General features: G+C 71.2%; 8 protein-coding genes. 7 read left to right on the top strand and 1 reads right to left on the bottom strand.

Translation table 11 applies throughout. The features are described from left to right. Positions 1–23 precede the first annotated feature (23 nt). The gene (locus WMF45_RS01170) at positions 24–686 is read right to left on the bottom strand and encodes a hypothetical protein (RefSeq protein WP_437715138.1); all 663 of its coding nucleotides are present in this window, start codon (positions 684–686) and stop codon (positions 24–26) included. 155 nt (positions 687–841) lie between these two features. Here WMF45_RS01170 and WMF45_RS01165 point away from each other — a divergent pair, with 155 nt between their 5' ends. The 7 genes from WMF45_RS01165 (at position 842) to WMF45_RS01135 (ending at position 13,348) form a co-directional block, all read left to right on the top strand. Next, on the top strand, positions 842–3,037 hold the full coding sequence (locus WMF45_RS01165) for a DUF362 domain-containing protein (protein WP_437715137.1): 2,196 nt from the start codon (positions 842–844) through the stop codon (positions 3,035–3,037). 91 nt (positions 3,038–3,128) lie between these two features. After that, positions 3,129–3,767 (top strand): regulatory protein RecX, encoded by a 639-nt coding sequence (locus tag WMF45_RS01160; RefSeq protein WP_437715136.1) that lies wholly within the window; start codon positions 3,129–3,131, stop codon positions 3,765–3,767. Between the two features lie 109 nt (positions 3,768–3,876). Further along, positions 3,877–7,356, top strand: a complete 3,480-nt coding sequence (locus WMF45_RS01155) for an ATP-binding protein (RefSeq protein WP_437715135.1) — start codon at positions 3,877–3,879, stop codon at positions 7,354–7,356. A gap of 77 nt (positions 7,357–7,433) precedes the next feature. Next, positions 7,434–7,850 (top strand): GAF domain-containing protein, encoded by a 417-nt coding sequence (locus WMF45_RS01150; RefSeq protein ID WP_437715134.1) that lies wholly within the window; start codon positions 7,434–7,436, stop codon positions 7,848–7,850. A 149-nt stretch (positions 7,851–7,999) separates the two neighbouring features. After that, complete coding sequence (locus WMF45_RS01145; RefSeq protein WP_437715133.1) at positions 8,000–9,229, top strand: radical SAM protein; 1,230 nt, start codon at positions 8,000–8,002, stop codon at positions 9,227–9,229. 354 nt (positions 9,230–9,583) lie between these two features. Beyond that, positions 9,584–10,210 (top strand): L-2-amino-thiazoline-4-carboxylic acid hydrolase, encoded by a 627-nt coding sequence (locus WMF45_RS01140; RefSeq protein ID WP_437715132.1) that lies wholly within the window; start codon positions 9,584–9,586, stop codon positions 10,208–10,210. Between the two features lie 300 nt (positions 10,211–10,510). Continuing rightward, positions 10,511–13,348, top strand: coding sequence for a hypothetical protein (locus WMF45_RS01135; RefSeq protein WP_437715131.1), 2,838 nt, complete (start codon positions 10,511–10,513; stop codon positions 13,346–13,348). Positions 13,349–13,351 lie beyond the last annotated feature (3 nt).

The following is a 13,351-nucleotide window of genomic DNA, read 5'->3' as shown; positions in this document are numbered from 1 at the left end:
CGGACAGCCGGGCTCGCCGCGGCTCACTCCTTCGTGAACTTCAGGTACGTCTTGAGGGGGCCCGACGCATTCCCTCCCGCAGACGTCGATATGCCCATCGTGAGCGAGGATCCCTGCGCGCAGAACGGCGCCGCCTCGGGGTCCTCGCCTTCGGCCTCGGTCGTCAAGGTGGAACCGGAGACCGACCAGGTGCCCCTGTCCGTCGAGGCCATCCCCGCGATGGTCATGGCGCACGCGCAGTCTGCGCCCGCAGAGGAGCACTCCGCCGCTACGAAGGGCGAGTCGCCCTGAGCCGCGACCTGCTCCAGCTGCTCGTCCAGCTGCGCGCAGGTGCTCGTGGTGCCCTCCTGCGTGAGGCACGCCGGTGGAAGGTTCACCCTTATCTGCCCTTGCAACGTGGCTGTCATGACATAGGTGCCGTCGGCCCGGAACTCGGCATGTCCGCTCACATCGAGGCCGCTGGAGTCGAGCTCGGCGTCACACCCCTCGATGGGGACCTGGAACATCGAGGCATCGAAGCACGCGTCATCGATGGACCATGATCCTGTCGGATCGCCGCCGCACGCCGCGACCTCTCCGCAGGAGGCGCCTCCGCCATCGCTGTTTCCGCCGTCATCGCCGCACGCGGACAGCGCCAGCAGGGACGTCGCGACCACGGCCGAGAGCACACGAGAAGCGGATTTCATCTCACCCTCCATTCGTAAAAATTCGTTATTGGAAATAAATTCCACGCCAGCAGGGCCATACATCCGTTCATTCTGCGCCTGCGCTGTAATACATGAGCTGCATCAAAATTCTTCCTTCTCGCCGCCGTCGTTTCGCCCCATCGTGCTCCGCGAGCATGAACACGACACAGGCGACGCACGGCCGCCGGGCGCGGCGTTCTTCCCTCGCGATCGCGGCGCTCCCGGCGCTGCTCGCCGTCCTCTCGGGCTGCGGGGACCGGCAACCCCAGCCGGGCGGCGGTCCCGGCGACGGCGGCCCCGCCGCCCCGCAGCCGCCGCCCGACGCGGCGACGTCCGCGTCCGCGTCCGCGCCCGCGCCGGCGCCGACCGCCTCCTCGTTCGCCGCCACCTCCGCGCACCCGGCCGTCCCGACCGCGGTGCCGAGCGCGTCGAGCGACGTGGTCGCGGGCGCGTCGCAGCGGTACGAGTCCGGCCCCTCGGTGATCGCGTCGGACAGCATCGACGGCGCCGCCCTCAGGAAGCGGCACGTCGAGCGCATCAAGGCCGACGACTCGCCCGTCACCGTGCTCCGCGGCCAGGGTCCCCTGGAGCTCGGCAAGCGCATCTGCGAGGCGGTGGTGCCGAGGCGCCCCGCGGCGACTCCCGTGCTCCTCAAGCCCAACATCTGCGGGTTCGACAGCGTGAAGGACCCTGCGAAGTCGAAGGGCGACGACGGCGTGACCGGCCGGATCACCCAGCCGGAGTTCGTGCGAGGCGTCGTCCAGTGCCTCAAGGCGCGCGGACACACGAAGATCACGATCGCCGAGGGCTGCGGCCACTCGCACAAGTTCTGGAAGGACATCGCGCAGCGCACCGGCTACGAGGCGATGGCCGCGGAGGAGGGCGCCGCGCTCGTCGCGATGGACGACGACGGGGTCTACGACGTCGCCGGCGACAGGCCCGGAAAGCCCCTCGCCATCCGCGGCATCCAGGCGACCCACGTCCCGACGCTGCTCATGCCGAAGGTGCTGGCAGAGCACCTCGACCACGGGCTCTTCCTGTCGCTCCCCCGGCTCAAGATGCACCGGTACTCGGTCATCTCCGTCGGTATCAAGGGCATGCAGGGCACGGTCATGCTGTCGGACAGCGCGCCTGCCTACAAGCAGAAGTGGAGGATGCACAGGGAGCTCAAGGCGTACCTGGACACGAAGTCCGCCGGCCAGGAGGACAGGGCTCTTTACGTATCGTCGCTCCGCGTCTTCGCCGAGCGCATGGTCGACGTGCTCGAGATATCCGCGCCGGACGCGGTGCTCGGCGACGGCGCGCCGGCGATGGGCGGAGACGGCTTCCAGGTCCTCCACCCCACGGCGGAGATGGTGGCCATCGGGGGCACGAACCCGGTGCGGGTCGACCGCGTGGCGGCGGAGCTCCTCGGCGTGTGGAACAGCCCCGCGCTCGCGCGCGAGCTCGGCGGCCACCGGACCTCGCCGCTCATCGACGCCGCGGCGAAGCGCTTCGGGCTGGATCTCAAGGCGACGGCGATCACGGGAGACGGGGCAGATCTCCTGAAGAGCCCGAGGCCCGTGCATTACAAGGCGATGGCGCCCTTCCGGCTCGACTGGGAGCCCGGACACGCGCCCTTGCCCGGCGGGCCTGCGAAGGGGCTCGATCCCGCGCCGCCGGCCTCGCAGAAGGCGCCCGAGGGGAAGCAGGGCGAAGGGCCGGGCGGAGGCCCCGCGAAGCCGGAGGCGCACGCGTCGCCTCTTCCGCCGGGAGAGCAGGTCGTGCTCGACGGGAAGGCCGACGACGCGGCGTGGGGCCGCGCGAAGGCCGTGCAGTGGGACACCGATTACGCCGGCAAGCCCACCGGGTTCCCCACGCGGGCGCGCTTCCTCTGGTCGAAGCAAGGGCTCCACGCGCTCTTCGAGCTCTCGAACGCGGGGCTCAACACGGATCGCTCGAAGCCCGTCGGCACGGAGCGAAAGGGGCTTTACAAAGAGGATTGCATCGAGCTCTTCCTCACGCCGGCCCCGGGCTCGCCGAGGCGGTATTTCGAGGTGGAGATCGGGCCGTTCGGCCATTTCTTCGATATCGCGATCGACCGCGACGAGCGCCTGGAAGACACCGCATGGTCGAGCGGCGCGACGATCGCGACGAGCCAGGACGCGCAGGCGCGCACGGCCGTCATCGAGGCGCTGCTGGCGGCGCCGGGGATCGTCGGCGCGCTCGCCCCGAGCGCGCGGCTGCCCATGAACCTGTACCGAATGGAGGGCAAGGACCCACGGCATTACCTCGCGTGGAGCCCGCCCCGCACGAGCAAGCCGAACTTCCATGTCCCGGAGGCGTTTGGCGTGCTCGTGCTCGATCCGTGAGGTGAGCCCGCAGGCGCCACGCCGCGGCCGGAAGCAGGCGGGGTGAGCGGGAGCTTGCGGCCCGCGCCAGGTGCGCCATCGTCCCTCGCGCATGCCGCTCATCACGGGAATCGTCCCCTCGCCCGACAAGCCCGGCCACGTCGTCATCCTGGTGGATGGGGTCCCCTTCGCCACGGTGCCCGAGCAGGCCGCCGCCGGCCTGACCCCCGGCCAGGAGAGCCCCGGGGCCGCGGCGGAGCCGCCCGGGAAGACCGCCGCGGGCGAGCAGAAGACCTACGAGCGGGCGCTGCGGCTCCTGTCGTTCCGGGCGCGATCGGCCAGGGAGCTGGAGAAGCGCCTGATCGAGAAGGGCGAGCCCAGGGAGCACGTGACGACCGCGATCGAGCGCCTCACCTCGAGCGGGCTGCTCGACGACGCGCGCTTCGCGGAGGCCAAGGCGCGCTCCGGCATCGTGGGCAGGCCCCGGTCGCGCCGCAGGATCGAGCAGGACCTCGCCCGCAAAGGCGTCTCGCGCGACGTGGCGGACGCGGCCATACGGCAGGTCATGGCCGAGGAGGGAACGGACGAGTCCGCCGTGGCCGAGCGGGCGGCGCGCAAGAAGCTCCGCTCGCTCTCGGGGCTCGCTCCGCCGGAGCAGCGGCAGAAGCTCTATGCTTTCCTGGCGCGCCAGGGCTATTCGCCCGACGTGGCGCGCCGGGCGCTGCGCGCGGTGCTCGACGCGCCGCCGTGAGCGGCGCCGGCGCGCCGGCCCCTCCGCGGTGCGGCGGATCACCCGGGCAACCAAAACACATTGTTTTTCTGCCCTTCTCCCGCCACCTACAGCACGCTACAAAGAGTCCATGTCGCTCGAGCTGGATGGCTCGCCGCCGGATCGCGCGGACGCTCGCGCGGTCCTCGCCGGCGGAGGAGAGATGGGCGCGCGCATGCGCGCGATCGACTGGTCGAAGACGCCGCTCGGGCCGGTCTCGTCGTGGCCGCAGAGCCTCAAGACGTGCGTGCGCATCGTCCTGACGTCGCGCCAGCCGATGTTCGTCTGGTGGGGCGACTCGCTCATCAACCTCTACAACGACGCTTACAAGTCGATCGTCGGCGGCAAGCACCCCGAGGCGCTCGGGCAGCCCGCGTCCGTCGTGTGGCGCGAGATCTGGGGCCAGGTCGGGCCGCGCGCCGCGTCCGCGATGCGCCGCGACGAGGGCACCTACGACGAGGCGCTCCTCCTCGTCATGGAGCGGAACGGCTACCAGGAGGAGACGTATTACACGTTCTCCTACAGCCCTGTGCCGAACGATCAGGGCGGCACGGGCGGGATCCTCTGTGCCAATACCGAGGACACGCGGCGGATCATCGGAGAGCGGCAGCTCTCGCTCCTCCGCGACCTCACGGCGCGGACCGCGCACGTGCGCTCGTGGGAAGACGTGTGCGCGCGCAGCGCGAGCTCGCTCGCGACCAACACGAAGGATCTCCCGTTCGCGCTCCTCTACGTCGTCGATCCGGACCGGCGGCGCGTGCAGCTCGCGGGCAGCACGGGGTTCGAGCGGGGGCACGCCGCGGCCCCCGAGACGATCGCGCTCACGGACGCGTCGCCGTGGCCGCTCGCCGCGGTGCTGCGAGAGCACGAGTCCTGCCGCGTCGTCGAGATACCGGCTCACCTCCGCGATCTCCCGACCGGCGCATGGCAAAGGCCGCCGACGCGGGCGGCCGCGCTCGCGATCTCCCCTTCGGGCGAGACGGGGCGCGCCGGGGTCCTGATCGTCGGGCTGAATCCATTCCGCCTCTTCGACGACGATTACCGCGGCTTCCTCCACCTCGTCGCCGGCCAGATCTCCGCCGGCATCGCCAACGCGCAGGCGTACGAGGAGGAGAAGCGGCGGGCGGAGGCCCTCGCCGAGCTCGATCGCGCGAAGACCACGTTCTTCAGCAACGTGAGCCACGAGTTCCGCACGCCCCTCACGCTGATGCTCGGGCCGCTCGAGGACGCCCTCGCGTCGGCGGAGCGGAGCCTGTCGGGCGCGGATCTCGAGACCGCGCACCGCAACGCGGTCCGGCTCCTCAAGCTGGTCAACGCGCTGCTCGACTTCTCGCGCATCGAGGCGGGCCGGATCCAGGCGTCGTACCAGCCGACCGATCTCTCCGCGCTCACCGCGGACCTCGCGAGCGCCTTCCGCTCGGCGATGGAGCGCGCGGGGCTCGCCTTCGAGGTCGATTGCCCGCCGCTGCCCGAGCCCGTCTACGTCGATCACGACATGTGGGAGAAGATCGTGCTCAATCTCCTCTCGAACGCGCTCAAGTTCACGTTCGAGGGGACGGTCTCGATCTCGCTCCGCGCGCACGGCGATCGCGCCGACCTCACCGTGCGGGACACCGGGACGGGCATCCCGGATCGCGAGCTCTCGCACCTGTTCAAGCGGTTCCATCGCGTCCAGGGCGCGCGCTCCCGCACGCACGAGGGGTCCGGGATCGGGCTCGCGCTGGTCCACGAGCTCGTCCGCCTCCACGGCGGGACCATCCACGTCACGAGCGAGCTCTCCGTGGGGACGTCGTTCACGGTCTCCCTGCCTCGCGGGGCCGGGCACCTGCCGGAGGACCGCGTGAACGCCGCGCGGACGCTGGCGTCGACGACGACGGGCGCAGCGCCCTATGTGCAGGAGGCGCTCCGCTGGCTGCCCCGCGCGGAGGGCGACTCGCCCCCCGGCGCAGAGGGCGACTCGCCCCCCGGCGCAGAGGGTGACTCGCCCCCCGGCGCAGAGGGAGATACCGCCGTCGAGCACCTCTCCCCGGGGGCGTGGACGTCGTCCGACGGCGCCGCGATCCAGGCCGGGCCGGCCGGGCGCGTCCTGCTCGCGGACGACAACGCCGATATGCGCGAGTACGTCGGGCGGGTGCTGCGCGAGCGCTGGACGGTCGAGGCCGTCGCCGACGGCGCCGAGGCGCTCGCGTCGGCGCGCCGCAGCCCGCCGGATCTCGTGCTCACCGACGTGATGATGCCGAACCTCGACGGCTTCGGCCTGCTCCGCGCGCTGCGCGCGGACGAGCGCACGAGGGGTGTCCCGGTCGTGATGCTCTCCGCGCGCGCCGGGGAGGAGTCGCGCGTCGAGGGGCTCGAGGCGGGCGCGGACGACTACCTCCCCAAGCCGTTCTCCGCGCGCGAGCTCGTCGCCCGCGTCGCCACGCACCTCCAGCTCGCCCGATTGCGGGCAGCGGCCGAGAGCGAGCGCGAGAAGCTGTACGACCTCTTCATGCAGGCGCCGGTCCCCATCGCGGTGTTCGCCGGCCCCGAGCACCGCTACGAGGTCGCCAACCCGCCGTACTGCGAGATGGTCGGCCGGCGGGACCTCGTCGGGAAGAGCGTGCGCGAGGTGTTCCCGGAGCTCGGCGAGCACGAGGCGATCGCGATGCTGGACCGCGCGCTCGAGGCCGGCCAGCCGCTGCGCATGACCGAGCTGACCATCCCCGTCCAGCGCGGCGGCGCGGCGAGCGAGGCCGTCTTCAATTACGTCGCTCAGCCCATACGCGACCCCTCCGGCGCCGTCGCGGGCGTCATGGTCGTCGGCTTCGAGATCACCGATCAGGTGCTCGCGCGGCGCCGCATCGAGCAGCTGAGCCAGCACCGAGAGGAGCTCATCACCGCGCTCGCGAAGACGAACAAGGAGCTCGACCAGTTCGCTTACGTCGCCTCGCACGACCTCAAGGCGCCCCTCCGGGGGATCGCGAACCTGTCCGAGTGGATCGAGGAGTCGCTGGCGGGGAAGCTGGACGGCGAGACGCAGGAGCACATCCACCTCCTGCGCGGGCGCGTGCGCCGCCTCGAGGCGCTCATCGACGGGATCCTCCATTACTCGCGGGCGGGGCGCCTGCGCGGCGACGTGGTCAGCGTCGACACCGGCCATCTGCTCGCGGAGGTCGTCGAGCTGCTCTCGCCGCCCGCGGGCGCCCGGGTCGACATCGCGCCCGGGATGCCGACGATCGCCGCGGAGCGCGTCCCGATGCAGCAGGTGTTCCAGAACCTCATCAGCAACGCCCTGAAGCACGCGCGCCGCAGCGACGCGCGCGTCGAGGTGACGTGTGAGGACGCCGGCGCCTACGTCGAGTTCGCCGTGCGGGACAACGGGCCCGGCATCGCGCCCGAGTACCACGAGCGCATCTGGGATCTCTTTCATACGCTCGAGTCGCGCGACAAGGTGGAAGGCACCGGGATAGGGCTCTCCGTCGTGAAGAAGATCGTGCAGAGCCGCGGAGGGAGCGTGTCCGTCTCGTCGCGCCCCGGCGCAGGAGCCACCTTCATCGTGCGCTGGCCCAAGCGGGTGAAGGACGAGGCCTGACGAGGCCTGAAAAATCCGGCGCCTCCGCGGGCGGCCCCCGGGTTGACGCAGGCCCCGCGACGGCCGAAGGTGCGGGCATGCATGCGCGCCGAGAGTCGTTGGAGCCGTGGCTTCGGAGCTTCGTCGTCGACAACGGGGGTATCGCTGGCACGGTGCACCTCGTCGAGGGCGACGCGCTCGCGCTGGCCGCGGCCGTGAACATCCCCGAGAAGGTGCAGGAGATCACGCGCCGCGTCCCGCGGGGCAAGGGGATGGCCGGGCTCGCCTGGGAGCGCGACCAGCCCGTGCAGACGTGCAACTTGCAGACGGACACGTCCGGCGACGTGCGGCCCGGGGCCAGGGCGGTCGCGGCGCAGGCGGCGGTGGCGCTGCCCGTGCGCGACGCCTCCGCGAGCGTGCGCGCCGTCGTGGGGATCGCGTTCGCCGGCGAGCGCGAGCTCGGCCAGGACGAGCTCGATCGGCTCGCGCAGGGCGCCGGCGCGCTCCCGGCCTGACAAGAGCGCTCCCGCCCCGGCCCACCTCGCTGCCCGCCGCAGCGCCGCTGCACGACCGCGCTGTGCTGCTGCCCTGCTGCGCCGCCGCACCGCCGCGACACAAGCCCCTTGTTTTTCGCGGCTGCGATGCTAGCGATGCCCGCGCTCCCATGGAGACGAACGGACGCAGCGCCCCGAAAGCCGCGATCGACGCTCCGCTCGACGCGCTCGATCCGGCCGCCCGCCCGCACGTCCGCGTGGAGGACCTCGTTCGCGGCGCCGTGAACGAGCCCGCGTGCGAGCGCGCCGCAGCCGGGCCTGGCGAGGGCGGCGCCGCGGGCGAGCCCCTCACGGCGAAGCTCGCCCGCCGCACCGTGCCCGGCGCGCTCTACGAGCCCGGCCCCGAGGAGGGGTATCTCCGGTGCACCGCGTGCGCGCACCGCTGCGTCCTCGCGCCGGGTCGCGCGGGCGCGTGCGGGATCCGCTTCGAGAAGGACGGCGAGCTGCGCGTCCCGTTCGGCTATGTCGCGCGCCATTACGTGCGCTCGGTCGAGACGAACACGATCTTCCATGTGCGCCCCGGCGCGAGGTCGCTCACCTTCGGTATGTTCGGGTGCGACCTGCGCTGTCCTTATTGCCAGAACTGGAAGGTCTCCCAGGCCCTCCGCGAGCCGGAGGGCGACGGCGAGCCCATCGACATCAGCGCCGCGGATCTCGTCGAGGTGGCCGTCGCGGCGGGCTGCGAGGTGCTGGCGAGCGCCTACAACGAGCCGATGATCACCGCCGAGTGGGCGCGCGCGGTCTTCGCCGAGGCGCAGCGGCGTGGGCTCGTCACGGCGCTCATCTCGGATGGCAACACGACGCCCGAGGCGCTCGCGTACATGCGCCCGGTCGCCGACGTGTTCCGCGTCGATCTGAAGGGGTGGAGCGCGGATCAATACCGGACGCTCGGCGGCCGCGTCGAGCCGGTGCTCGCGGCGATCGGCGAGGCCCGGCGCCTCGGCTACTGGGTCGAGGTCGTGACGCTCGTCGTCCCCGGCTTCAACGACAAGGCGGCCGGCCTCCGCGCCCTCGGCGCCGAGATCGCCGGGGTCGACCCCGACATCCCCTGGCACCTCAACGCCTTCTACCCGCGTTACAAGATGCGCGATCGCATGACGACCGACCCGGCGTTCCTCGTGGACGTGGCGGGCGTCGCCTATGCGCGGGGGATGAAGTACGTTTACGTCAGCAACGTGGCCGACCGCGTCCGTGAGCTCTCGCATACACGCTGCCCCGCCTGCCACGAGGTCGTCGTGCGGCGGTTCAACTACGAGACGCAGGAGGTCCTCCTCACCGGCGGCGCGTGCCCTTCCTGCGGAACGCGCGTGCCCGGGCTGTGGGGACCGGCGGCGCCGTAGCGCCGCACAGGCGGATACCCGGCTCCTGCCGAGCCCGCGCGCACATCGCCGCCCGGGAGCCGACTGGGCCTGTTGCTGAGAGGTTTCTGTCTCATTTCACCAGACGCCCTGTCCGGTGCTCCGCGCATCCCGGCAGAGCCAACTTGCGTCCCTACCGGACTCCCCCGATCGCGGGAGCATCGCTGACCTTCTGACCGCACAGGCCGGCTGGAATAGCCTGCGCCCGCGGATCGGACTGGCCTGCTGGCCGGCCAGTCGATTGGCCGGCCAGCAGGCCCCTTCAGCCGGCCACTCCGCTCACGGAAGCTCCCACAAGGAGGCTTGCCACGGCGCCGCATGTGGTAAATTTCCAGCATGTCGTCGCCGTCCGAACGTCTCGCGCAGATCCTTACGGAAGGCCGAGTCATCGCGACGCGCGAGCTCGGCGAAGAGTGTGCGGCGGAGCTCCACACGCGCGCCAAGGAGCGGTATCTCGCGCTGGAGGCGACGATGCCGCGGTTCCAGAGCAGCATGAATCGCAAGCTCTTCGAGCTCGGCCCGCCGGTGCTCGCGATCTACCAGGCGCTCCTGCACGACCTCGGCGTGGACCGCGAGCCGGCCCTGCGCCTCGCCGAGGACATCCTGCTGGCCTTCTACCGCAAGCAGCTGAACCGGAGCCCGCTCCTCGCCGCCGCGATGGATGTGATGTTCCGGCTGAAACCAGCGCGGAGCCTGCTCATGGTGAGCCTGCGCGCGGACGAGCCGGAGGGCATCCGCTTCGACGAGGCCAGCGGCACCGGCGCGCTCCTGGCCTTCGACGTGCGCGCGTGCCCGATCGTGGCGTTCGCGCGGCGGCACGGCGCGCCGGAGATCGTCCCCATGATCTGCCGCCTCGACGACCTCAAGGTGAAAGAGCTCCACGGCATCGAGCTCCGCCGCACGGGCACCCTCGGCACGGGCGCCGAGCGGTGCGACTTCCGGTACGTGACGGCGAAGAAGTAGCGTCGCGCTGGGCGGCCGGCGCAGAACGCACATGGGCTCACCACCCGTCGTTCGGGTGCGCCGGTGGGCTGCGCGCGTCGCCATTCAACGCTTGCCTCATGACGCGCTGCACCCCTGAAAAGGCTCATGATCGTGGGGCGGTGTGCGCTGTGCGCTGTGCGCTGTGGACTGTGCGCCGCGCGCATTTCAACATTGAAACATAAATGCTCTTTCCTGGATCCCCAAAGAGCGTGTCCGTGTTAGTTGTTGAATGATCACTCGATCCCCGATCGCCTGAAGTCGCTTTCTCGAGGAGGTCATATGAAGTCATCGTTCGCCCTGCGAAGGGTCGCCGGCGGCCTTTTGTCCGCCGCGGCGTCGTCTCTTGTCCTCGCGGCCAGCGCCCCCGCCCTGGCCGAGCCGTCTTATACGCTCTTCGAGAGCGGGCAGGTGCGCCCGCTCGCGCTCTCTCCCAGCGGAAACCTGCTCTTTGCGCTCAACACGCCGGATGGCCGCCTCGAGGTCTTCCGCGTCCATCACGGCGCGCTGGTCCACCGGAGCTCGATACCCGTCGGGCTGGATCCGGTGGCCGTGGCGGCGCGGAGCGACACCGAGGTGTGGGTCGTGAACCACCTGTCCGACAGCGTCAGCGTCGTCGGGCTGTCCCCTGGCGGCTACGGCGGCCGCGTCGAGCGCACGCTGCTCGTGGGCGATGAGCCGAGAGACATCGTGTTTGCCGGCCCCGGGCGGCGCCGCGCCTTCATCACGGCGGCGCACCGCGGCCAGAACAACCCGAACGATCCGCAGCTCACCACGCCGGGCGTGGGCCGGGCCGACGTCTGGGTGTTCGACGCGAACCACCTGGGCGCGTCGCTCGGCGGCGAGCCGCTCGCGATCCTCACCCTCTTCACCGACACGCCGCGCGCGCTCGCCGCCACGCCCGACGGCGCGCGCGTCTACGCCGCCGGCTTCCACTCGGGCAACCGCAGCACCGTCGTCACCGAGCTGCTCGTGCCCGACGGCGGCGCGGCGAACGGCGGCTCGCCGGGCCCGATGACCAACGCGTTCGGCGACCCGGCGCCCGAGGTCAGCCTCATCGTGAAGTTCGACGGCGCGCACTGGGTCGACGAGCTCGGCCGCACCTGGGACGACACGGTGCGGCTCTCGCTGCCCGACAAGGACGTGTTCGCCATCAACGCCATGGCGACCCCCCCGCGGCCGATCGCCGGGCCCTCGGGCCATTTCACCGGCGTCGGGACGATCCTCTTCAACATGGTCGTCAACCCGGTGAACGGGAAGGTCTACGTCTCCAACACCGACGCGCGGAACGAGCAGCGGTTCGAGGGCCCCGGCGTCTTCGCCGGGCAGAGCCTGCGGGGCCACCTCCACGAGAGCCGGATCACGGTGCTCCGCCCCGGCAACGCCCCCCCGCGCGTCGCGCCGCGGCACCTCAACAAGCACATCGATTACTCGGTCTGCTGCGCCCCCACGCCGAACGCCGAGAGCGAGGCGAGCCTGGCCCAGCCGGTCGACATGGCCGTCACGAGCGACGGCGCGACGCTCTACGTGGCCGCGCTCGGGTCGAGCAAGGTCGGCGTGCTCGGCACGGCCGCGCTCGAGGGCGACACGTTCGTGCCCGACGCTTCCGACCACATCGAGGTGAGCGGCGGCGGCCCGTCGGGGCTCGCGCTCGACGAGGCGCGAGGCCAGCTGTTCGTGCTGACCCGCTTCGACAACTCCATCTCGATCGTCGACACCGCGACCCGGACCGAGACAGCGCACATCGCGATGTACAGCCCCGAGCCGCCGAGCGTCACGCTCGGGCGGCGCTTCCTCTACGACGCGCGCGTGAGCTCGGCGCACGGCGACTCCTCCTGCGCGAGCTGCCATATCTTCGGCGACTTCGACAGCCTCGGGTGGGATCTCGGCAATCCGGACGAGCCGGTCACGACCAACCCGGGCCCCTTCGTCGGCCCGCTGCTCAACCTCTTCACGCAGCAGCCGATGCCCCGGCAGTTCCACCCGATGAAGGGCCCGACGACGACCCAGAGCCTGCGCGGCATGGCCAACCACGGCCCCATGCACTGGCGCGGCGATCGCACGGGCGGCAACGACGCGCCCACCGCGCAGCCGGACAGCGGCTCGTTCGACGAGCGCGCCGCGTTCATGAAGTTCCAGGCCGGCTTCACCGATCTCCTCGGCCGGAGCGGCCCGATCCCGGCCGCCTCCATGGAGGCGTTCGCGGACTTCATCCTGCAGGTGACCTATCCGCCCAACCCGATCCGCCGCCTGGACAACTCGCTCACGCCGGATCAGCAGGCCGGGCGCGACACCTTCGTGAGCGGCAACCTGGACGGCACCGCCATCTGCAATGGCTGTCACGTCCTCGACCCGGAGGGCAATCCCGGCGTCGACAAGCCGGGATTCTTCGGAGCGAACGGCAACATGACGTTCGACTTCCAGCCGCAGCTCATCAAGACGCCGCACCTGCGCAACATGTACCAGAAGGTCGGGATGTTCGGGATGGCCGCCCCGCTGTTCGGCATCCTGCCCGGCGACAACGATCCCATGGGAGATCAGGTGCGGGGGTTCGGCTTCCTGCACGACGGGAGCTTCGACACGCTGTTCCGGTTCTTCCGCGGGATGGGCTTCTCGCCGTTCACCGGCTTCACCAACCAGTTCGGCACCTTCCCGGACAACCCGAACGGCCTGCCGGACTCGCCGGCGGGCGACGCGGTCCGCCGGCAGCTCGAGTCGTTCCTGCTCGCCTTCGACTCGAACGTCGCGCCGATCGTCGGCCAGCAGGTCACGCTCTCGTCCGGCAACCAGGCTTCCGCCGATCCGCGCGTCGATCTCCTGATCGCCAGGGCGGACGCCGGCGAGTGTGATCTCGTGGCGAAGAGCCACCTGACCTTGCAGGAGATCGGCTTCCTTCACACCGGAGCAGGGCAGTTCGTCGCCGACCGGATGGCGCTGCCGCCGATCCCGGACGCGGTGCTCCGCCAGATCGCCCTCGCGACGGGGCGACCCCTGACCTACACGTGCACGCCGCCGGGCTCGGGCTACCGCATCGGCCTCGATCGCGACGAGGACGGCTTCCTCGACGGCGACGAGCGGAGCGCCGGCAGCGACCCGGCGGACCCGGCCGACACGCCCTGAGCT

Origin of the sequence: Sorangium sp. So ce448 (genome assembly GCF_051520915.1) — a bacterium.
GTDB classification, from domain to species: Bacteria; Myxococcota_A; Polyangia; order Polyangiales; family Polyangiaceae; genus Sorangium; species Sorangium cellulosum_B.
The sequence above is the reverse complement of the archived record's forward strand: the minus strand, read 5'-3'. Positions and strand labels throughout refer to the sequence as shown.

Bases quoted from the DNA above. Each gene is read 5' to 3' on its own strand.
- WMF45_RS01145 (WP_437715133.1), top strand. From the start codon at position 8,000: ATGGAGACGAACGGACGCAGCGCCCCGAAAGCCGCGATCGACGCTCCG.
- WMF45_RS01165 (WP_437715137.1), top strand. From the start codon at position 842: ATGAACACGACACAGGCGACGCACGGCCGCCGGGCGCGGCGTTCTTCC.
- WMF45_RS01155 (WP_437715135.1), top strand. From the start codon at position 3,877: ATGTCGCTCGAGCTGGATGGCTCGCCGCCGGATCGCGCGGACGCTCGC.
- WMF45_RS01160 (WP_437715136.1), top strand. From the start codon at position 3,129: ATGCCGCTCATCACGGGAATCGTCCCCTCGCCCGACAAGCCCGGCCAC.
- WMF45_RS01170 (WP_437715138.1), bottom strand. From the start codon at position 686: ATGAAATCCGCTTCTCGTGTGCTCTCGGCCGTGGTCGCGACGTCCCTG.
- WMF45_RS01150 (WP_437715134.1), top strand. From the start codon at position 7,434: ATGCATGCGCGCCGAGAGTCGTTGGAGCCGTGGCTTCGGAGCTTCGTC.
- WMF45_RS01140 (WP_437715132.1), top strand. From the start codon at position 9,584: ATGTCGTCGCCGTCCGAACGTCTCGCGCAGATCCTTACGGAAGGCCGA.
- WMF45_RS01135 (WP_437715131.1), top strand. From the start codon at position 10,511: ATGAAGTCATCGTTCGCCCTGCGAAGGGTCGCCGGCGGCCTTTTGTCC.